At 63.2% G+C, this 20,391-nt stretch carries 16 protein-coding genes; 11 read left to right on the forward strand and 5 right to left on the reverse strand.

Features of this window, described 5'->3' with window-relative positions; all coding sequences use genetic code 11:
• Nucleotides 1-28: 28 nt before the first annotated feature.
• Genes H6955_08075 through H6955_08090 form a run of 4 tightly spaced genes read right to left on the reverse strand, consistent with a single transcriptional unit; the run spans nt 29 to nt 5,882 of the window.
• On the reverse strand, nt 29-1,981 hold the full coding sequence (locus H6955_08075) for an alpha-glucosidase C-terminal domain-containing protein (protein ID MCP5313500.1): 1,953 nt from the start codon (nt 1,979-1,981) through the stop codon (nt 29-31).
• Nucleotides 1,982-1,997: 16 nt separating this feature from the next.
• Nucleotides 1,998-2,876 carry a carbohydrate kinase gene (locus tag H6955_08080; protein MCP5313501.1) on the reverse strand — a complete coding sequence of 293 codons (879 nt, stop codon included), beginning with the start codon at nt 2,874-2,876 and terminating at the stop codon, nt 1,998-2,000.
• Nucleotides 2,873-3,739 carry an HAD-IIB family hydrolase gene (locus H6955_08085; GenBank protein ID MCP5313502.1) on the reverse strand — a complete coding sequence of 289 codons (867 nt, stop codon included), beginning with the start codon at nt 3,737-3,739 and terminating at the stop codon, nt 2,873-2,875. The genes H6955_08080 and H6955_08085 overlap by 4 nt, the downstream gene beginning before the upstream one ends.
• Nucleotides 3,732-5,882: an HAD-IIB family hydrolase gene (locus tag H6955_08090; GenBank protein ID MCP5313503.1), complete on the reverse strand. Its 2,151-nt coding sequence runs from the start codon at nt 5,880-5,882 to the stop codon at nt 3,732-3,734. Before H6955_08090 ends, H6955_08085 begins: the two co-directional genes overlap by 8 nt.
• A gap of 373 nt (nt 5,883-6,255) precedes the next feature.
• Between H6955_08090 and H6955_08095 the strand changes: the two genes are divergently transcribed.
• From H6955_08095 to H6955_08140, 10 genes are all read left to right on the forward strand, one after another.
• Nucleotides 6,256-7,086: a hypothetical protein gene (locus tag H6955_08095; protein MCP5313504.1), complete on the forward strand. Its 831-nt coding sequence runs from the start codon at nt 6,256-6,258 to the stop codon at nt 7,084-7,086.
• A 62-nt stretch (nt 7,087-7,148) separates the two neighbouring features.
• Entirely contained in the window at nt 7,149-9,638 is a 2,490-nt protein-coding gene (locus H6955_08100) for a hypothetical protein (protein ID MCP5313505.1), read from the forward strand.
• Between the two features lie 18 nt (nt 9,639-9,656).
• Nucleotides 9,657-11,234 (forward strand): hypothetical protein, encoded by a 1,578-nt coding sequence (locus H6955_08105; GenBank protein MCP5313506.1) that lies wholly within the window; start codon nt 9,657-9,659, stop codon nt 11,232-11,234.
• Nucleotides 11,231-11,704, forward strand: a complete 474-nt coding sequence (locus tag H6955_08110) for a YcfL family protein (GenBank protein ID MCP5313507.1) — start codon at nt 11,231-11,233, stop codon at nt 11,702-11,704. The genes H6955_08105 and H6955_08110 overlap by 4 nt, the downstream gene beginning before the upstream one ends.
• 21 nt (nt 11,705-11,725) lie before the next feature.
• Nucleotides 11,726-12,262 carry a hypothetical protein gene (locus H6955_08115; protein MCP5313508.1) on the forward strand — a complete coding sequence of 179 codons (537 nt, stop codon included), beginning with the start codon at nt 11,726-11,728 and terminating at the stop codon, nt 12,260-12,262.
• Nucleotides 12,263-12,554: 292 nt separating this feature from the next.
• A complete protein-coding gene (locus tag H6955_08120) occupies nt 12,555-13,025 on the forward strand; it encodes a 4Fe-4S dicluster domain-containing protein (GenBank protein ID MCP5313509.1) in 471 nt (156 codons plus the stop codon).
• Nucleotides 13,026-13,038: 13 nt separating this feature from the next.
• On the forward strand, nt 13,039-14,889 hold the full coding sequence (locus H6955_08125; protein MCP5313510.1) for an aldehyde ferredoxin oxidoreductase family protein: 1,851 nt from the start codon (nt 13,039-13,041) through the stop codon (nt 14,887-14,889).
• Nucleotides 14,890-14,965: 76 nt separating this feature from the next.
• The gene (locus H6955_08130) at nt 14,966-16,195 is read left to right on the forward strand and encodes an NAD(P)/FAD-dependent oxidoreductase (GenBank protein ID MCP5313511.1); all 1,230 of its coding nucleotides are present in this window, start codon (nt 14,966-14,968) and stop codon (nt 16,193-16,195) included.
• A 5-nt stretch (nt 16,196-16,200) separates the two neighbouring features.
• Nucleotides 16,201-16,452 carry a MoaD/ThiS family protein gene (locus H6955_08135; GenBank protein ID MCP5313512.1) on the forward strand — a complete coding sequence of 84 codons (252 nt, stop codon included), beginning with the start codon at nt 16,201-16,203 and terminating at the stop codon, nt 16,450-16,452.
• A complete protein-coding gene (locus H6955_08140) occupies nt 16,449-16,754 on the forward strand; it encodes a hypothetical protein (protein MCP5313513.1) in 306 nt (101 codons plus the stop codon). The genes H6955_08135 and H6955_08140 overlap by 4 nt, the downstream gene beginning before the upstream one ends.
• Before the next feature lie 84 nt (nt 16,755-16,838).
• On the opposite strand, the gene H6955_08145 is transcribed toward H6955_08140, so the two are convergent.
• Nucleotides 16,839-18,998, reverse strand: coding sequence for a transglutaminase family protein (locus tag H6955_08145; GenBank protein MCP5313514.1), 2,160 nt, complete (start codon nt 18,996-18,998; stop codon nt 16,839-16,841).
• Between the two features lie 1,127 nt (nt 18,999-20,125).
• Between H6955_08145 and H6955_08150 the strand changes: the two genes are divergently transcribed.
• Nucleotides 20,126-20,380, forward strand: coding sequence for a hypothetical protein (locus tag H6955_08150; GenBank protein MCP5313515.1), 255 nt, complete (start codon nt 20,126-20,128; stop codon nt 20,378-20,380).
• The last annotated feature ends 11 nt before the right edge of the window (nt 20,381-20,391 follow it).

Consider the following 20,391-nt stretch of genomic DNA (forward strand, 5'->3'; position numbering starts at 1 on the left):
GCGCGCCGCAGCCGGTTGGTCGTGCCTATCAGTCCGCCAGCCAGTAGAACCGATACGGCGGGATCACCAACTGGTTCTTGAAGTGGGTGGGCGACTGACCGGAATACAGGTCGCGCAGGCGTCCATATTCGAAGTGCCCGCGATTGCCCAGATCGCTCAGGTCGAGTGACTGGGGACGGTTGTCGAAATTGCCCACCACCAGCACATTCTCGCTCGGCTGGAACGGATTGTTGCGCATGAATACGAACAGGTGCGGGTTGCCGGTCTCGATCAGCGTGCGGTTGTTGTAGTCCGCGAACGCCGGCGTGCTCTTTCGCACCGCGATCATTTTTTGCAGGCCGTCGAATATGCGTTGTTCGACCGACCCGTGGCGGTGCCGCATGTCCGCCTTTTCCCAGTCGATCCGGGGGCGGTGCATCCAGCGGTTGTCCTTTGCCTTGTTCTCATCCTGGAGGAAGGTGCAGTCGTTGAGGGTGCCGATCTCGTCGCCGTAATACAGCAGCGGTATCCCACCGAACGACATGATCATGCTGTGCAGCAGCAGGATGACCTCGATGCTATGCTGGATTGCCGTCTCGTCGCCACTCTCCAGCGCGGTCTCGAGCCCGGCCAGCGATGCCAGCGACCCTGAGATACGTGCGTCGCCGGTCTTTTCATTGCGTCCGAACGGTTGACCTCGGGCAGGCGAACCTTCGTAGACGCCGGTGAAATAGTCGACCAGGAAGCGTCGATGCGAGACCGGGTCGTAGTCGCACTTCACGATATCCGCGTCGTCGAATCCGAGTCCGATATCGTCGTGGCAGCGCACATAGTTCAACCAGGTCGCGCGATCCAGTTTGTCCGGCAGGCTGCGGATACTCTGGTCGAGCAGTTTCGCATTCTTGGTCGCGACCGCCTCCCACAGTAGTGCCATGAAGGTAGCGTTGTAGGCGATCTCACATTCCTTGGCGATGACCGCGTCTTCACCGAAGTATTTGATGATCTCGACCGGCGCGACGATCGCCTCCGCGATGAACAGCACGCCGGGCGCAGTGACCTGGCTGCAATCTTTCATCAGCTGCAGGATGAGGTGCGCCTCGCGTTCGTTCTGACAGATGGTGCCGATCTTCTTCCACAGGAATGCGACCGCATCGAGCCGCACGATATCCGCACCCTGGTTGGCCCAAAACAGGACGATGTCGAGCATCTCGATGAACACGGCGGGATTGCTGTAATTCAGATCCCACTGGTAGTTGTTGAACACCGTCATCACCCATTTGCCCATCGTCTGGTCAAAGGTGAAGTTGCCGGGTGCGGTTTCGGGGAAGACCTCCGGCATGGTCTCCTCGAACATGTCCGGGACATCGCGGTTGTCGAAGATGTAGTAGTAGTCCTGAAAGCGCTGTTCCCCGGCCCGTGCGCGTTGTGCCCACTCGTGCTCATCCGAGGTGTGATTCACGACCACATCCAGCGTCAGCAGCATATTGCGGCGGCGCATGTTCTGCGCCATTCCGCGCAGGTCATGCAGGGTGCCGACGCGCGCATCGATGTCGCGGAAATTGCTTACTGCGTATCCACCGTCGCTGGCGCCTGCCGGGCATTCGAGGATCGGCATCACGTGCAGCATGTTCACCCCGAGTTCCTGCAGGTAACCGAGGTGGGAACGCAGTCCCTGGAGGTCGCGGGCGAAGCCGTCGGCATACAGTGCCATCCCCACCCACTCCTGGCTCAAGAACCAGTTGTGGTCTTTCTCGCGCAGGCTGTCGAGCTGCTTCAGTTCGCTGTGACGTTCGATATAGCGTGACGCCATCACCTCGACCAGGCGGACCATCTGGGCGACGAAATCCTCGCGCTGGCCGTAAAGATGGTGGAACAGCGAATGGATGGCATAGAAATTGGCGCCCAGCCGCGTATAGAAATGGCGCAGATCGCGTTTGCGGATGTCCGGTTTGAGCTCGTCAAGGATCTGATTGAGGAGCGAATGCGATACCTGTTCGTACATGACGACCTGCAGCAGTTCAGTTAACGGTTTTCCATAGATCAAGATAGGGCGCGTAGAAGCCGCGCTCGGCGACCGTTGCGCCACGCAGACCGACGATGGCAGACGCGAACTGTTGCGCGCGTTGCAAAGTCAGGTCGAGAGGCCATCCGTTGAGCATGCCGAGTATGGTCACCGACGTGAAAGCATCGCCCGCACCGACCGTGTCGACGACCCTTGTAGTGGGTTCAGGGCGCGCACTGAATCGGGCTCCCTCTTTGGTCAGGATCTCTGCGCCGTCCGCTCCATGAGTGAGCACCAGCCCGTGCAGATCGTGGATTTCGAGGAACCTTTCTGCCGCGTCGCTCCCCTGGATGTCAGGCTGCAGCAACGCGAGCTCATCGGTGTTCAGCTTGACCCAATCCGCGTCTTTCAGCATCTCGTGCAGATGGCTTGCGTTCCACCATGGCGGGCGCAGGTTCACATCGACGAATACGATCTCGGCGCCGTGAGCCTTCAGCTCGGCAACGGCATGTCGCGATACGTCACCGCGCAGAGCCAGGCTGCCGTGATACAAGAGGTTGAAGTCGGCCGCGGGGGTCGGCTGGATCGCATCGTAGGCGCAAGGTTCGACGATATCGTAGTGCGGTTCGCCATCGCTGAACTCGACAACCACGCGGCCGGTAGGCAGCTCTGGATCGGTTTGCAACCCGCTGATATCCATCCCCCAATCACGCATGGCCCGGCGTACCTGATCGCCTTCGGTATCGGCACCGACGCGGCTCACGAAGTGCGGCGCCTGACCAAACGCCTGAAGGTGCCAGGCGACATTGAACGGCGCGCCACCAAGCACCCGCACGCCATCCGGAAAATGGTCAAACAGGACTTCGCCGAATATGCATGGGCGCGCCGCAGTCATGGCTTGCCTCCATCGTCTTCGAACGCCATCCACTCGACGACGTCGGGGTAGAAGTGCGCAATGCCCTCGAGCATGCCGCCGCTGTAGTTGCCATTGAGCCCCTTGAATCCGCCCTGCGCGATGTACAGGCGCTCCGGGTGACCGGTCTCTGCCGCCAGCATGCTGGCCATTTCACGGACCTGTGTCTGGCTGTTGGCGACCAGTACCGCGGGAATCGGGCTGGCCAGCACCTCGATGTCGTTACCGCTGTCTCCGCAAAAGACCGTGTTCGTCTCGTCGAAACCGTGCATCTTCATCAGCGCCTGGATCGCGTGAAACTTGGACGCGCGGGCCGGCAGCACGTCGAGCAGACCGATACCTGCCGGCTCGTCCACGCTCCAGATGAGGCGGGCCGCCACGTCGTGCTGTCCGAGTCGTGCCTCGATCAGTTTCGACAGGCTCTGCCGGTCGATGTGAAGCGGTACGTAGTAGCTCACCTTGTAGTCGTTCTGCTTGGTACTTTCCTGGAGACGCAGTCCGGGCATATCGATCAGCAATGACTTGATATCGGCATGCCGGCGCCCGCCCCAGTCCTTGGCGATCTCGGTCTCCCATTGCTCCTGTCGGATCCATTCGTGCCTGGGGCCGATTTCATAAATGGTCGTCCCGACGTCGCCGATCACGTAATCGGGCTGTGGCAGTTGGTAGAACGTAATGGCCTGTTCGACCAATGCCCGGTGGCGGCCGGTGACGTAGGTCAACATCACTTCGGCGCGGGTCGCGATTGCCCCAAAATGGCGCCGACCCGTCGGCGATTCCGATTGCGGGCCGTTCGGAATCAGGGTGCGGTCGAGGTCGGTGCAGATCAGCAACCGGTCAGTCATCGTTTTGCGGCAGCCTGCACGCGCCGAAGAAGTCGTAGTGGTCGATGGCTTCCATTATGCCCAGGGCATGCGGTTGCGCGGCGAAATAGATGCTCTCCTGGTCGACCAGCTGTGAGAGTTCCTCGTGATGACGGTTGGCGACCACCGCCGCGAGCGTGTTGCCGCGCATCAAATCCTCGTCGGCTCCCGAACCTCCAACCGCAAGGATGTGTTCCAGTGGTATGTCGAGTCGCTGTGCGACATAGCGCAGCGCCTGGCCCTTGGACGCCCGCGACGGCACCACGTCGAGAAACTGGCCGAATGAAATGATGACGTTCGCGGTCAATTCCTCCTGGCGCAGCAGGGTGTTGATCTCGTCCAGCGAAGGCGCTATCTGGGGATCGTAGTAATACGACAGTTTCAACGGTGTCTGTTCATTCTTGGGCTGGCGTTGCACGCCCGGCAGATCGGAAAGCGTCCTGTGCACCTGTTGCGGATTCCACAGGTGGTCGATATGCACTGCCCAATAATCATCCTCGGTCAGTGCGCGCCCATAGTGAATGCGTGTGCCCAGACTGCTGATCAGCACGTCGGGCGTGGGGATCCCCTGCTTCTTCATCAGCGCCAAGGCCGAGTCGATGCGTCGACCCGTGGCGACCATGAACGTCACGCACTTGCGGTTCTCGCGCATTACCTCGACGAAACGTTTCAGCGCAGTCGGATTGCCGATCAGATTCTGATCCAGGTCGGTGCATATCGCGCGGTCGCGATACCGGATCTCGCGCGGCGCCGTGGGGACGACCGTCGGCGAGCGGTAGCGTTCGGTCAGTTCGCGTACCTCGTCCAGATAGGCGCCGGCGTGTGCCGACCACGCGTAGTGGCGACGGACGCCATCGATTCCGCTGCGCGATGCCCGTGTCCACGCATTCGGGTCACGCAGCAGGTGAAGCAGCGCATTGCCGATCGCCGTCTTGTCGAGCGGATCCACCAGCAGGCCGTTGTTGCAGTTCGAGATGATGTCCACCGGGCCACCGTTTTCGGTCGCGACCACCGGAAGGCCGCTGGCAGCGGCCTCGAGCAGCGTCAGGCCAAACGGTTCTGTCAGTGCCGGATTGATGAACACGCCCTTGCGCGCCGCGGTCAACCGGTAGATCTCCGGCACCTCGGCGGCGCGATGGCTCTTCGGTATTGCGACCCGGCCGTACAGGTCGTAGGCGTCGACCAGCAGCAGGATGTTGGTCAGCACTGTCTGGGCACCGCTCTCGAGATCCCGGATGTCGTCGCGGTTGCCGGCGACGATCAACAGGTTGGCCAGGTGCTTGAGTTGCTGCGATTCACCGTACGCCTCGATCAGCGTAAGGATATTCTTGCGTTCGTCGGGTCGCGAAAGCGCCAGGATGAGCGGTTTCTGGGGGTTGGTCAGAAACCTGTCGACCTGCGGGGCGAACGCAAAGGTCTCGTCCTTGTGCGGTGGATGGAACTGCTCGAGGTCCGTTCCCGGCGGGATGACCACCATCCGTTTCGGATCGTAGTAGCTGTACAGGCCGTATTGCTCTTCGATCTCGTTGTGCGTGCTGGTGACGACGAGGTCGGCATTGGCCAGTACCTCTTCTTCGGCGTCGATCCGTCGGCTGATGTTGTACGTCTGCTCGATCGCATCGCGCGAAAGACCACGCGCGAGCAGTCGCTTGCGTTTGTCCCGTCCCAGCGAGTGGCCGGTATGTACCAACGGAATGCCCAGCAGATGGGAAAGCCGCACGCCGACATATCCGGCATCGGCGTAATGGCTGTGTACCAGGTCGGGCTTGCGCGCCTGGCCGTTCAGCCAGTCGCTCAGATTGTCGGTAAAGCTGTCGAGATGGTCCCACAGCTGTTCCTTGGGCAGGTAAGCCTCCGGACCCGCGTCGATTCGCACGATCCGGGCCTTGGGCGAGAGTTCCTCGATCGGCTGCGCGTACTCGGGATTGACCGCCGGATCGACGACTCGGCGCGTGACCAGATCGACCTGTGCCACGGCATCGTTGGCAGCGAGCGCGCGTGCGAGGTCGACGACGTATTTGGTCTGCCCGCCGGTGTCGGCATCGCGTCCAAGCTCGAGGTCATGCCCGCGGATGAGTCCGTGGACGCTGATCATCAAAATATATCTGCCGGCAGTGTCGGACATGATCAAGGTGTCGATGGGTGGTACGCGGGCAACGCAGCCCCGTGTTGGAATCTGTATTTCGTCGTCAGCTTATTTTTGGAGTATGCGCCAACAGATGCAACTTGGCATCTGCGCTCGGCGGAACGATAGCGGTCGGCTGCCGATCAACCGTCCATCGGGACGCTGCACCGAACTGGTGCTACCGGATTCGACAAGGCGCAGCTTGATCGGGCGGGGCCGTTTCGGTGGGCGAGGTTTGTCGTACAGGTTCGCTTGTGTAGAATCACCCAAAAATACCAGAAGAACTCATGGAGGGGCTGTGTCGCCAACATCTCACCTCAAGGCGGCATGCGTCGCGCTTGCCGCGTCGTTTGCGGTGCACTGCACGGTGTCCGTGGCCGACGATCTGCCGGCAGTGGCCATCAAGGAACCCAAGGTCGGCGAAAAAGTAAACAGTGCCGCACAACGCCATCTGAACATTGAACGGCTTTGGGCGGAACTCGAAGCCTCATTCCGCGCGACTCGTAAGCTCAGGGTGCTGAGCCGCGACAAGGAGGTCATCGCCGATATCCGTGAGGAACAGCAGTTCGCAGAGTCGGATCTTGCCAAGGGCGATGCGGCGGCCACCGGCGAGATGAGCAACGCTCACTATCTGATACTGCCCAAGGTGCAGGACTTCAAGTTTTACCGATCGGTGCAGCCGCTCCCGAATTTCGACAACAAGTACAAGCGCCAGGATTCAGGGCTTTTGCAACTGACCGCGCAGATGGTCGATACGACGACCGGTCAGGTCGAGACGACTTTCGATCTGTCGAGCCGCTTTGCTACCGCGTCGGAGATTGTAAACACCCGCGCCGGTGTCCCCAACTCGACGCATTTCACGAAGATGGCGAAAGATGTCGCGGCACAACTGGCCGATCAGTTCGTCGCCGCGGTATTCCCAATGAAGGTGGTGCAGCGCACCCGGTCCAACCAGATCATCATTAACCGCGGATCCGACGGTGGCATGAAGATGGGAGACGAGTTCGACGTCTTTTTCGCTGGCGAGGAGTTGATCGATCCGGATACCGGGAAATCGCTCGGTTCGAGCGAAGAGTTCGTCGGTACCGTAAAGGTGGTGCGCATCAATCCGAAGGTGACGTACGCCAAGATCGTATCGGAAGTCGATCCGCAGAATGCGCCGATCGGAATCGGTGACATCGTGAGAAAGCCGCAAAAAAGATAACGTCGTCGACGTCTGGCGCGTCAACGAGACCCAAGGCTGCAGGGACGGGGAGATCACAACTAATGTCGCTCAGACGCATCGCGCTTACTTTCGCCTTCGTGTTGGTCTCAAGCGTCGCCGTCGGCGCGCCGCAGGCACTGCAGGTTGCAGATAATCAGGTCAGGATGGCGGTGATGGGTCAGGATGATTTTCATCCCGACCGTGCAGCCCCCGGCAATGTCCGCAGCCTGCCAGACGGACTCGCTGCCCGGTTGATCGAGCACCTGAGCGCCACACAGCGATTCTCGATTGTCGAGCGTGCTGCGCTGCGCCGTGTCGTTCGCGAGCAACAGTTCGGCAAACAACGCACTGCGACCGACCTTGATCGCGTGATCGAGAAAACGGTCGAAAACCTGCCGGCAACCAGCGGTTGGACCATCGCCGCGGCGGCGACCGCGGCCGATCACAACGACGTGCTCAAGGAGTTCCAGGACCTCGGCACGACGGTCGGAGCGGATTACATCGTCTACGCGGTGCTGGAGAAACACCGGTTTTCGACTGAATCCAGCGCCGTACCATTCAGCGACCGCGGTCGCAGCATGACCTCGAACCGGATAGACGCGAGGCTCCGCTTGCGCGTCATCGAGACACGTCTGGGTCGGGTCATCGGTGCCGATAGCATCCGGGCACAGGTCAGCGAGGCCGTATTTACCGGACGCGAGGCAAGCAACGACGAATACGCGATGTTCGACCACCTCGGGCAAGAAGCGGCGTTGCGTGTACTCGATATCGTATTCCCTGCGCGAATCGTGGATCAGGACCCGTGGGTGATCAACCGCGGCAGCAATGAACGGGTGGCGGTTGGCGATCGTTTCCGGGTCGTGCGCGAAGGCAAGGAGATCAAGGACGACTCCGGCATCGTCATCGGTCGCCTGAAATCCCAGATCGGGAGTGCACAGGTTGCGCAGGTCCAGGAGACGATTGCGGTACTGACGCCCGTCTCGGGCGAGTTCGCGGTGAACGACCTGGCCGTGCAGGAACGCGACGATGCGACGACCGCGGCGCCTGCCACCAGCGCGCCGCCGGTTGCGCCAGGTGCCGCATCGGCAGCCGGTGGGTCGGGCGAGCGTCCACGCCTGGCGGTGGGATTGGTGAAGGCGTACTCGACGGCGACGACCGGCACGGACGCGAACCTGCACATCCCGGCATTCACCGACACGCTGATTTCCCGGCTGGCACAGACCCGGCGATTCCAGCTGATCGACCGGCAGGAGGTCGACCAACTGCTCGACGAGCAGCTGGCCCAGGCGATGGCCGAGAACCGCGACCTGCCGTCGGCCGTCGGGACCCTGGCCGGCGCGGATTACCTGGTGATCGGCAGCATCGCGAATTTTGCGATCGAGCGGCTGACGTCGAAGTTGCCGGGTTCGAACCGGATCCTCGTGACCCACCAGGGCAGGGTCGAGGGCAATATGCGCATCGTCGATGCGCGTAGCGGCGAAGTGCTCGATTCGCGCAAGGTGTCGATCAAGGAGGAGCTCGCGGAACCGGCTTCGGCGAACCAGGTGGTCAGTGCCTTGGCCGACGCCTACGCGGATCAGACCGTAGTGAACCTGATGAATGCGGTATTCCCGATCAAGGTCGCCGCGGTCGTGTCGGGTGTTGCCTATATCAACCGTGGCAGCGACGGTGGGCTCTCGGTCGGTGAGGTGCTGAACGTGGTACGTCCCGGACAGCCGATCATCGATCCGGATACCGGGGTCCAACTCGGCGTTGCCGAGACGGAACTCGGCCGGGTCACCCTGGCCGAAGTCGAGGACGCCCGATCCAAGGCGCCGGTCGGCGACCTGTCATTGCAGACCGGTGACATCTTGAAACGCCAGCCCGCGGCGCGCGGTCAACGCAGTGGGTCGGTCGCGACCGCAGCACCGCGGCGCAGCGGCGGTGATGCCGAGCGGCCCGACGGGACACCGCTGACCCTCGCAGTCGGCAAGATCCGCATCAATGAACGAGGTCGCAACCACGCCGTGCGCGGCGCCAACATCACGCGCGTGACCAACGACCTGATGGTGAAACTGTCGCAGTTCCCCGAGTTCGATGTGATGGAACGCGCCGAAATCGACCAGATCATCGATGAGAAGGCGCTGACCAGCATCGCCCAGGGTGGCTCGTTGCCGGGTGCGATGCGTGAACTCGAGGGTGCCGACTACCTGGTGATCGCCCAGATCGACGAGTTCCTGATCCGTACGGAACGCAAACAGGTCCCTTATACCGACGAGATCCAGACGCGCTATTTCGGCACTGTGGAATCGACCCTGCGACTGGTCGACGTGCATACCGGCAAGCTGGCGGCTGCGGACAAGATCCGCCTCAGTGAACGGGTTCGAGATGTGCCCGATGCGGCGCTGGCTGCCGCCGATCTGCTGGATCTGTATACCTCTGAGCTGGTGCACCGGATCAGCGACACTCTGGTTGCGCGGCAGCGTGGTGAGGATACCCGCCCGGATCGGCCGCTGGCTGATGTACCGCCTGCAAGGCCCCAACCGCGGCCGGTCAAGCGCCCCAATTTCTAACGAACAGGAGTCAGCACGATGTGCAGCATGCGAGCTCTGGCATTCGTTGCCGCTGCGGCGCTCACCGGCACCGCTTGGGCGTTCAATCCGCTCGAATCGTTCGGCAAGGCCATGCAGGACGCAATCCAGCAGCCACCGCAGCGGCAGGCGGCACCACCGCCACCGGCCGCAACCCGTACGGCCGATCTGGGCATCGCGATGGCTGCACATCGTCAGGTGGTGTACGAGGGATACGCGAAGGATATGCTGCCGATCAAGCGTCTGATCGCAGACGGCAAGGCGGCCGAGGCACTACGCGCTCCGCTGCCCAAGAATGGCAGTACCGGCAAGACCGATCTGCTTGGTAACCTGGAGCTCGGCACCATCGCAATCGATGCCCAAGTGCTCGAAGATGCGAAAAAGTACTTCGAGCTCGCGGAGCGCGGACTGAATCTTCGGGACGACCGCAGTACCGTCGGCGATTTCTTCTCGGGTGCATCGAGCACTGTACTGTCGACGCTGACCGGAAACGCCGAGCTTGGCGAGTACGAAGGCGCCGGTTTTGAGCGGGTCTTGATGCTCAACTACAAGTCTATCGCCCATCTGCTCGATGGCGAGCGCAGCGCCTACAACGTGACACGTCGGGCCATCGATCTGCAGAACATCGAAAAGAAGAAGTTCGATGAGTTGGTGCGCGAGGCCAAAGCCAAGATCAAGGAAGAGGAGCAGAAGCAGAAAAAGAAAGGTGCCGACATCGGTGCCTACGGATTCGAGGAGGTGGTCGAGGAGCAGTACCAGGCTACGGAGAAGCAGGCGTTGTCCGTTCCCCATGCCTTCGTCAATCCGTTCGGCTTCTACATCGCCGGCGTGGTCCAGGAGTTGGACAGCTACGAAGACAGCAGCCTGCGCGACAACGCCCGCATATCCTACGAGAAGGCACTGGAACTGAATCCGAAGAGTACGGCGATCAAGCAGGCGGTGAAGGACCTGAAAAAGCCCGCCAACAGGGACCGCCGGTTGGTCAATGTGATCATTGGCGACGGGTTCGCGCCGGAGAAAAAGCTGCTGAAGTTCGACCTCAGCCTCGGTGCGTCCCTGCCAACCAATGTCGAACTGCCGATCTACGAGCCGGTAACGAGCCGGGTGCACCGGGTCGAGATTCAAACGACCTCGGGCAAGCGGTATGCCACCGCATCGGAGGTCGCAGACATCACGGCACTCGCATTGAGGTTCCAGAAGGATTCCGGGCCCATCCAGCAACTGCGCATGGTCACCACCGTGGTGCGCAATCTCATCGAAGGTCAGGCCTGGAACCAGGCTCAGCAGCAGGCCGGCGTGTTTGGTTCGGTGCTCGGCAAGTTCAAGGATGCGCGCGACGAGATGGCGCATCCCGACATGCGGTCGTGGTCAACGCTGCCGTCACGCCTGCTGGCGGCACGCATATTCGTGCCCAAGTCGGTCTCCCGCATCAATATCGTGGCGTATGACGCCAAGGGCAGAAAGCTCAGCACGGAAACGGTGCAGATCGACAGCAGCAGTCACAACGTCGTGTTTGCGCGCACCCTGGACAACATCATTTACACGTCTTCGAGCAAACCAATGTGGGTCAAGTCATGAGAAGCCTTCGCTTACTGATACGCGGTCTTGTCGGCGTTTCGTCGATTGCCGCGCTGGTTGCCTGCAACACAGTCGGGGCAGGCGACCCGAACATTCGTCACTACGAGCAGAATACGATCAATGCATCGAATCCGCGTGCACGCTTTGTGCTCGGGTCCAAAGACCTTGTCGACCGCATCGCGATGACCGATGCCCGGATCGGCGCTGCGGGTGAGCTGGCAAAGGCCGAGGTCACGGTGCAGAACCTGAGCAACGACCGTTACACGCTGGAATACCAGTATGCGTGGGAAGACAAGGACGGTTTCAGCATTGGCGAGAATCAAGTCTGGAAGCGCTTCGTGCTGGCGCCGCGTGAATTGAAGAGTTTCAAGTCCGTCGCCAGCAATCCGAAGGCCTACGGTTTCACGATCACGGTGCGTTTGCCCGATGATTTCTTCATCCATCAAGAAAAGTATCTGGAGCGCAAATAGGCGCTGGGGAGTCGAGCAAGAATGAACAGAACCGGAAAACTGGTCGCAGTCACTTTCGTCGTCGCATTGGGCGCCGGTTGCCAGTCCAACGTGCCCAAGTTCGGCGGTCAGTCGAACGTGTCGATCGTCGATTCGGGAAGCCGCGAGCACCTCCAGGCCGAACTGACGATGGCTGACTACACCGAGTTGGCCGAGAAGGTGACGACGAAGATGCTCGATTCTTCGCTGGTGGAGGGGTGGAAGGGCAAGAAGCCGCGATTGATCCTGGCCAAGTTGCGCAACAATACCGACAACGAAAACATCCGCATGTCGGACATCTACGACCGAATCACCGAGACGCTGCTGAATTCCAACACGGTCCGCCTTGTCGACCAGTCGGCCACGAGCTTCGACTACGTCGTGCGTTCGGAGTTGTCGTCCAATCGCCAGTACGGCGCCAACGGTGAGGAACTCGTCGGCTACAAACTCGAACTGAAGCTGTTCACCATCAGCGGCGAGTTGAAAGGACAGTGGTCGGGACTGCTCACGCTCGCCAAGGGGCAGAAGCGGTTCCTCTGATCGCATCCATCGACCTGGAGGTCGGGGCCGGTTGCCGGGGTGCTGTCCGGCAGCCGGCCTTTTCATATCCGGACCCGGTTGGCGGTCGCGACTCCGCGACCGAAGCGCATTTGATGCTGCAAAAAATTGCAGATAACTGCAGAATTTTCGTAAGCAGCAAAACTTGTGCAATGCCAGTCTCGCCGCACCGCGCGGCAGATTGCACTCGCCCGCAGACCTGCCAGAATCGACCTTCTGTTCCAGCAAAATAAAGCGCGATTCACGCGCCGGCACATCGACGGAGGATGACCCCATGCAGCGAGCCCTGCACATAGACCCGGTCAAGTGCACCGGCTGTCTCCAGTGTGAAATGGCCTGTTCCTACGAGAACGAAGCCGTGTTCAACCCCGCGCGGTCGCGGATCAAGGTGTTCACCTTCCACGACGAAGGGCGTTTTGCACCTTATACCTGCACCCAGTGCGCCGAGGCCTGGTGCCAAAAGGCCTGCCCCGTAGAGGCTATCCAGGTCGATGCGGCGACCGGCGCCAAGGTGATCGTCGAGGCGCGTTGCGTAGGCTGCAAGGTGTGCACCATCGCGTGCCCGTTCGGCACCGTGAATTACAACTCGGCGACCGGCAAGGTCATCAAATGCGACCTCTGCGGCGGTGATCCGGCCTGCGCCCAGGCCTGCCCGACCGCGGCGATCACCTACATCGACGCCGATTGGACCGGGCTGGACAAGATGCGCGCATACGCCGGGCAGAGCCTGGCCGGCACCGCCTGAGGAGGAAACAGACATGGCCTGGACGAGAAAGATCCTGCGTGTAAACCTGACCAACGGCAGTTGTACCTCCGAGGCGCTCAACATGGCTTGGGCCAACGAGTATCTCGGGCAGCGCGGCCTGGCAACCAAATACCTGTCCGAAGAGATCGATCCGAAATGTGATCCGCTCGGTCCGGACAACAAACTGATCATGACCACCGGTCCCCTGACCGGGACCATGGCGTCGACCGGTGGCCGCTATTCGGTGGTCACCAAGAGTCCGCTGACCGGTCTGGTCGCGTGTTCCAACTCCGGAGGATTCATCGGCGCGGAGCTGAAGAACGCCGGTTGGGACATGATCATCTTCGAGGGCCGCTCGGCCGAACCGGTGTATCTGTACATCGAGAACCAGCAGGCGGAACTGCGCTCGGCGGCCGACATCTGGGGCAAGTCCGTGTGGGAGGCCGATGAGATCCTGCACAAGAAGCACCAGGACCCGCAGCTGCGTATCGCCTGCATCGGCCGTTCGGCGGAGCAGGGCTGCCTGTACGCGGCCGTGGTCAACGATCTGCACCGTGCCGCGGGGCGCTCCGGCGTCGGCACCGTGATGGCGTCGAAGAACCTCAAGGCGGTCGCCGTTCGCGGCAATCTCGGGGTCGGCAATATCCGCGATCCCAAGGCGTTCATGGCCGCAGTCAATGCCGGCAAGCAGGTGCTGGCCGAAAACGCGGTGACCGGCCAGGGCCTGCCGACCTATGGCACCCAGGTGCTGATGAACGTGATCAACGGCATGGGGGCGATGCCAACCCGCAACATGCGCGAGGTGCAGTTCGAGGGCGCGTCCAAGATCTCCGGTGAGGCCATGCACGAGCCGCGTCCCGGCGACGGCAAAGCGAACCTGACCACCAACGCCGGCTGCTTCGGGTGCACGATCGCGTGCGGGCGCATCTCGACCGTCGACAAGGGGCACTTCAGCGTGCAGAACAAACCCGAGTACTGGGGCAACTCGGGGGGTCTCGAATACGAGGCGGCCTGGGCGCTCGGTTCGGATACCGGGGTCGACGATCTGGACGCGATCACCTACGTGAACTTCGTCTGCAACGAGGACGGTATCGATCCGATCTCGTTCGGCGCGACCGTGGCGGCGGCGATGGAGCTCTACCAGGCCGGCGCGATCAACAAGGACACCACTGGCGGCATCGACCTGTCGTTCGGCAGCGCCGCGTCGCTGGTCCAGATGGCCGAACTGACCGCGCGTGGCGAAGGGTTCGGCAAGGATCTGGGGCTGGGTTCGAAGCGCCTGTGCGAGAAGTACGGCATGCCGGAACTGTCGATGACCGTCAAGGCGCAGGAATTCCCGGCCTACGATCCGCGCGGCATCCAGGGCATGGGACTGGCCTACGCGACTTCCAACCGCGGCGCCTGTCATCTGCGAGGCTATACCGTGGCCTCTGAAGTGCTTGGCATTCCGGTCAAGACCGACCCGCTGGCGACCGAGGGCAAGGCCGAGCTGGTCAAGGCATTCCAGGACGCGACCGCGGCGGTGGATTCGTCCGGCCTGTGCGTGTTCACCACGTTCGCCTGGAGCATGGAGAACATCGCGCCACAGGTCGATGCGGCCTGCGAGGGCGACTGGAGCGTCGACAAGATGCTCGAGGTCGGCGAGCGCATCTGGAACCTGGAACGTGATTTCAACCTGCGTGCCGGCATGACCGCGGACCAGGACACCCTGCCGAAACGCCTGCTCAAGGACGCGGCCAACGTCGGGCCGGCCAAAGGCCGGGTCAACGACCTCGACAAGATGTTGCCCGAGTACTACGCGTTGCGGGGCTGGACCACCGACGGCCAGATAACGCCCGAGACACGCGCACGCTTCGGACTCTGACCGGGCCCGTGACCGACCGCCGCGCGCCATCCGGCAGCGCGGCGGTCGTCGTCCTTTCATTGCGGAGGCGCAATCCATGCAGCATCTGATCATCGGCGCCGGGCCGGCGGGCGTGAATGCCGCCGAGGCCCTGCGCAAACTCGACCCACAGGCAACGATCCGGATCATCGGCGACGAACCTGAGCCGCCGTATTCACGGATGGCGATCCCCTACCTGCTGATGAACAACATCGACGAACATGGCACGCATCTGCGCGACCGTGCCGATCACTACGCACAGCAGCGGATCGACGTCGCACAAGGTCGGGTCATCAAGATCGATCCCGCTCAACATCGCGTGACGCTCGACCACGGCGACAGCATCAGCTACGACCGGTTGCTGATCGCCACCGGTTCGAGCCCGGCCCATCCACCCATCCCCGGTATCGACGCCGAGCATGTCTCGAGTTGCTGGACACTCGCCGACGCCCGCGCGATCGCGGCGCGCGCCGCCGCCGGCAGCCGGGTGGCGCTGATCGGTGCCGGCTTCATCGGCAGCATCATCCTCGAGGCGTTGGCGCGACGCGGGGTGCAGCTCACCGTGATCGAACAGGGCGAGCGCATGGTGCCGCGCATGATGGGTCCGCAGGCCGGTGGTCTGTTGCAGACCTGGTGCGAGTCGAAAGGCGTGACGGTGCTGACCGGTGCCGGCGTCGAGTCGATCGAGTCCAAGGGTGTTCGACTGGCGGGTGGACGCTTCGTCGATGCCGACCTGGTGATCACCGCGACCGGGGTGCGGCCAAATGTCGGTTTTCTCGATGGCAGCGGTGTCGAGGTCGACCAGGGCGTGCTGATCGATCGACAGTTCCGTACCAACGTGGCCGACATCTACGCGGCCGGCGATGTGGCCCAGGGCCTCGATTTCTCGACCGGCGACTACGCCGTGCACGCGATCCAGCCGACTGCGACCGATCACGGTCATCTCGCGGCACTCAACATGAGTGGCCACGACGCACGCTACGAGGGTTCGCTGAACATGAACGTGCTCGATACGCTCGGCCTGCTGTCATGTTCTTTCGGTCGCTGGGAAGGCACCGATGGTGGCGAGCAGGCCGAGCTGTACGCACCGGATGATTTCCGCTACCTGTCGCTGCAGTTCGACGACGACCACCTGGTCGGCGCCAACGCGGTCGGGCTGTATCAGCACGTGGGCGTGCTGCGCGGCCTGATCCAGCGGCGTACGCCCCTGGGCATCTGGCGGCAGCGGCTGCTGCGCGACCCGACACGCCTGATGGAGGCCTACATGGCGACCACCCAGGTGATCTGAGCACGATGCAGGTGCATCTGGAGCTGTACGCCGCGCTCATGCGCTACCTGCCGCCCGGCGCCGATCGACACCGGGTGACGGTGGACATCGAGCCCGGCGCCACCGCGCACGATCTGCTCGACCGTTACAAGGTGCCGCGCGAGCAGGCCCACCTGGTGCTGCGCAACGGGGTCTTTCTGCAGCCGGCGGAGCGCGACGGGCTGGCGTTGGCCGAGGGTGACCTGGTCGCCGCCTGGCCACCGGTGGCGGGCGGGTGAACGAACCCGCGGCGCGGGTCGTTGAGCGTGAAATGGGTTACACGTCCACCGAGTTCGCGGCAGTGCTCCCGGCCGCGATGCGCGACTGGACGGTCGCCGGCGGTCCCCGTCGGTGGCAGGTCTCGGGCCCGCGGCAACGGGCGATCGCGACCATCGAGATCCGTGCGCTGCCGGCGCGCGTGATCGGCGCCCTGCGCATCCCGGTCCTCGCCGTGAGTATCGACCTGAGGGCTGCGTCGGATACGCTGGCGATGGAGTTCATGCGCCGCTTCGAGCGCGGCTTCCACCGCGGCGGTGGTTGACGCGGAGCGCGCGCAGCGTGCTTATCCGTTTCCCGAATCTCGGTTCAATCATCGCGAACGCGCGCTGACGCCCTTCGGAGGGGCTCACGCGTCGCGTCGCGGACAGCGCCTGAGATCCAGCGTAAGGCCATCGACGGCGCTGGCCGGGGGCACGGCGCCGGCCGGGCATTGCGCCGCTGCCACCTCGCGCGTCTGCAGGCGTTCGGCGCGTCGCCCGGCGGCGTCCTTCCAGTCCACCGGCAGGCCGCTATAGGGCAGGCCGTGCGGATGCCAGTTGTGCAGTGTCGCGAGCAGCGCCCGGTCGTGTTGCGGGTGATGCAGTACCAGCTGCAGTGGGTCGAGTGGTGCGATCGCCGGATGCAGCCCGCGCCATGGCATGAAGTCGCGATAGCGCAGTCCACACAACCGGATGGCACCGTCGGCGTCGTGTTCGGGATGCAGCGGCACCTCGTAACCGGCGGCCTGCAGGCGCCATCGTTCCAGCGGCGGACCCGTATCCTCGGTGCGTCGCAGGCTCACCTGGATACGGATCGTGCTCGAGTCGACCGTGCGCGAACCACCGGATTCCTGCGAGGCGACGTCCCCGACCAGCGGCCAGAACTCCACCGCGCGTTCGATGATCAGCTCGCAACCGCCGAAACGGGTCTGCCAGGTCGCCTGGTGCGGCGCCTGCAACAGCAGCGTCCGCACGTTGGCGTCGAGTCCCAGGCCGTGTCTGCCCAGGTCAACGAAAACCGCGTTGAGATCCTGGCGCAGGTAGAAAGGCAGCGCGTAGCGGTCGTGCAGCACGTCTCCCCAGTCGCGCAATCCCGATACGGGATCGGTATCCGCGAGCAACGCGACCAGCGCGCGCAGCAATGCAGCGGTCGCTGCCGCGTGGCGCGCGGAGATCGGCATGCGAAAGGCGCGGAATTCGACCAGCCCGAGTCGCCCGCGACCGGGCAGGTAGGGGTTGCACAGCTTTTCGATGTTCAGTTCGCTGCGGTGGGCGTTGCCCGACGGGTCGGCGAGAAAAGGCGCGAGGCTGGCCCACAGCTGCTCCGGTGACGCCGATGGCTGCTGAGCCAGCTGTTCGAACGCGACCGCGAGTTCGCGAAAGTTTTCGCGGGTACCCTCGTCGGGCCGCGGCGACTGGCTGGCGCTGCCGACGTAATCCGGCGCAAACCAGTATGACAGGGCGGGGTGCCGGTTGAGGTAACGCACCAGGCGCGGCAGCAGCGCCGGGCGGACGAAAAACGGGCTGCCGGCGGGCGCTGGCCCGCCCACCGTGAACTGGCCGCCGCCGCCGGAGTCCGAGACGCCGCCGTTGTACTGCAGGCGATAGGGCGAGAGGCCGATGTCCCGGGCGACGCGGTATACCTCGTCGATCGCCGCGTGGAATCGTGCGGCGTCCGGCTCGGGGGCCTGGTTGACCTCGATCACCGCCGGATCCGGGGTGATCGTGGTCCACGCGACGCGGGCATCGACCGGCGGCGGAAAGCCGCGCAGTACCAGTTCCTCCAGACCGGCGGTCGCGGCCGCCTGCTGGATCGCGGTCAGGCAGTCGATGAAGGTGTCGACATCGGGGATTGCCGGCAGCTCGATGCAGGCCGCCTGTCCGTCGCCGATCGCGGTGCGATCGATGCCGAACAGGTAGAGTCCCAAGGCGGCGAGTTCGTCGTGCAGTCCGCCCGCGGGTGTCTTGTGGTCATGGACCGACGGGCGGCTCAGGCGGTCATCATCGCCCGCAATGGGCAACTCGGCGGTGCGGCTCAACAACAGCCGCCGACCGGGTGCCGAGTCGAACGTCAGGCACCGGCAGTGCCAGCCGTGTGCCTCGAACAGCGTGGTCAGCGCCGTGCAGAAGCGGTCGTCGCGTGTCGCGTCGGCGTTTCCGCTGGCCCGCGTCAACGGGTCGGGTGGCCCGCTCCAGAGTCGCTTGCCGTCACGTCGCCGGTAGAGGCCGAAAGACCAGCGCGGTCGCTTTTCGGCAGCGTACTGGCGACCGATGCTGCGCAGGACCACGCCGCCCGGGTGGCGGCGCCGCAGTGCATCGAGCATGTGCAGCGCATACGCCTGCTTGTCGCCGCCCAGCGGTTCGGACAGCCATTCGGGTGACTCCGCGCTGCGCAGCGTGAAGGTCGGTTCGGCGCCAATCCAGATCTGCAGACCGCCGCCGGCGACCGCGGCATCATGCGCCGCGAGTGCGTCGTCGATCGGTGCCGCGTCATCGGGCTGCCGGCGGGTTGGATCGTGCTCGCTCACACTGGGTCTGCGTGTGCCGCGGCGGGTGATTCGGTGCCCACACGATAACAGCTTGCAGCCGCGGTGCGTAACCGCTGTGCGGTCGCAAGTCGTTGGGCGTCACAGCGGGAAAGCTGTAGCGGTGACCGGGTTTCAGCGAGATCCGCACCGAAAAAAGTGTTTCTCCGGGCCGGACTCGCGCTCACTGCCCCCACGCTACGAGTCCGTCCTGGCGAACCTGACAGACCGCACCCGGTGGCGACCGGCAGCCAGCCACCGGGTACTGATTCCGCGCCGGGCCTTCCGCCCGGTTTTTTCGTCAAGGCTTCTTCACGATCGGCATCGGGTGGTCGCCTGCATGTTTCTTGGCCCGCTTGGCAGCCCTCTTCTCTTTGGCTGTATGCAAGGGCTCTTTTTTCGGTTCCTTGTTCGACCGCTGTTCGTGATTGGACATGTCGGTTTGCTCCCGCATCGTGGATCAAATCGCCGGTCGCAATGAACCTGGCGAGCGCTCACCTCCACAACGGTGCATGTGCACTTAGATCATACATCGCTGTACCGCTTGCGCACGAGGTGCCAGTAGGCGTGTGAACGACCTGGGAGCCGGGCGGAGTACGGCGGAACACAGGGCGCCTCGTTGACCGGTTGCGGGGACGTCGCCGACGCCAAGTGAACCGGGACCTCCGGGGTGGCGATTCGAATGCGCCCGGCAACCGGGTGGCACGCGCCGCCCCGATGCCCGCAGTGCCGACATGAAGCTTGATGTCGGCGTGAGTCACGCCGCCTCGACGGGTGCGGCTGCGCTCGTCCAGAACCCGGGGCAGGGGCGGCTTTGGCCGTCAGCCAGCGCTTGGGTCATCGATCATCGGGCTGCCCGGTGACGCGATGGATCCGGCTTGAAAAGAGTGGATCGGCGACGGTGTTTCGGGCGCTGCCGAAGCGTCGCCAGAACGTTGTGGCATACGCTTTCCACGATGTGGCCAATCGCCGCCGTGAGGTGTGGGATCCAGGTTTGCGTCGCTCTCGGAAAGTGTTTCGCCCCATTGCGTTCGCATGCGGCCCTTGACTAGACTGTAGCGCCCCGAGCGGCCGGCCGGCCGCTCCCGACGAGTCCTTTCGTCACCCGACTCCTGGAATCGCTATGACCGTTGCCACCGCCCCGACCGCGAGATCGCCGCGCGCTCGTGCTGACCCTGGTGCTCGGCGCCGCCAGCGCCGTGATGTATTTCGTGCTGTTTCTGTTCGCCGACGAGCTGACCGAGCTTGCCCGCCGCAGTCGAAGTGGCGACAGCAAGCTCGCCGCGCTGGTCCCGCTCGCTGTGGCGCTGGTGTTCTCGCTGGTGCACGGTGCGTTCACCGGGCATTTCTGGGACGTGCTCGGCCTTCGGCCCAAGCTGAAATAAGGGGCGCCACG

The organism is Chromatiaceae bacterium, assembly GCA_024235395.1.
GTDB lineage: Bacteria > Pseudomonadota > Gammaproteobacteria > Chromatiales > Chromatiaceae > Thiosocius.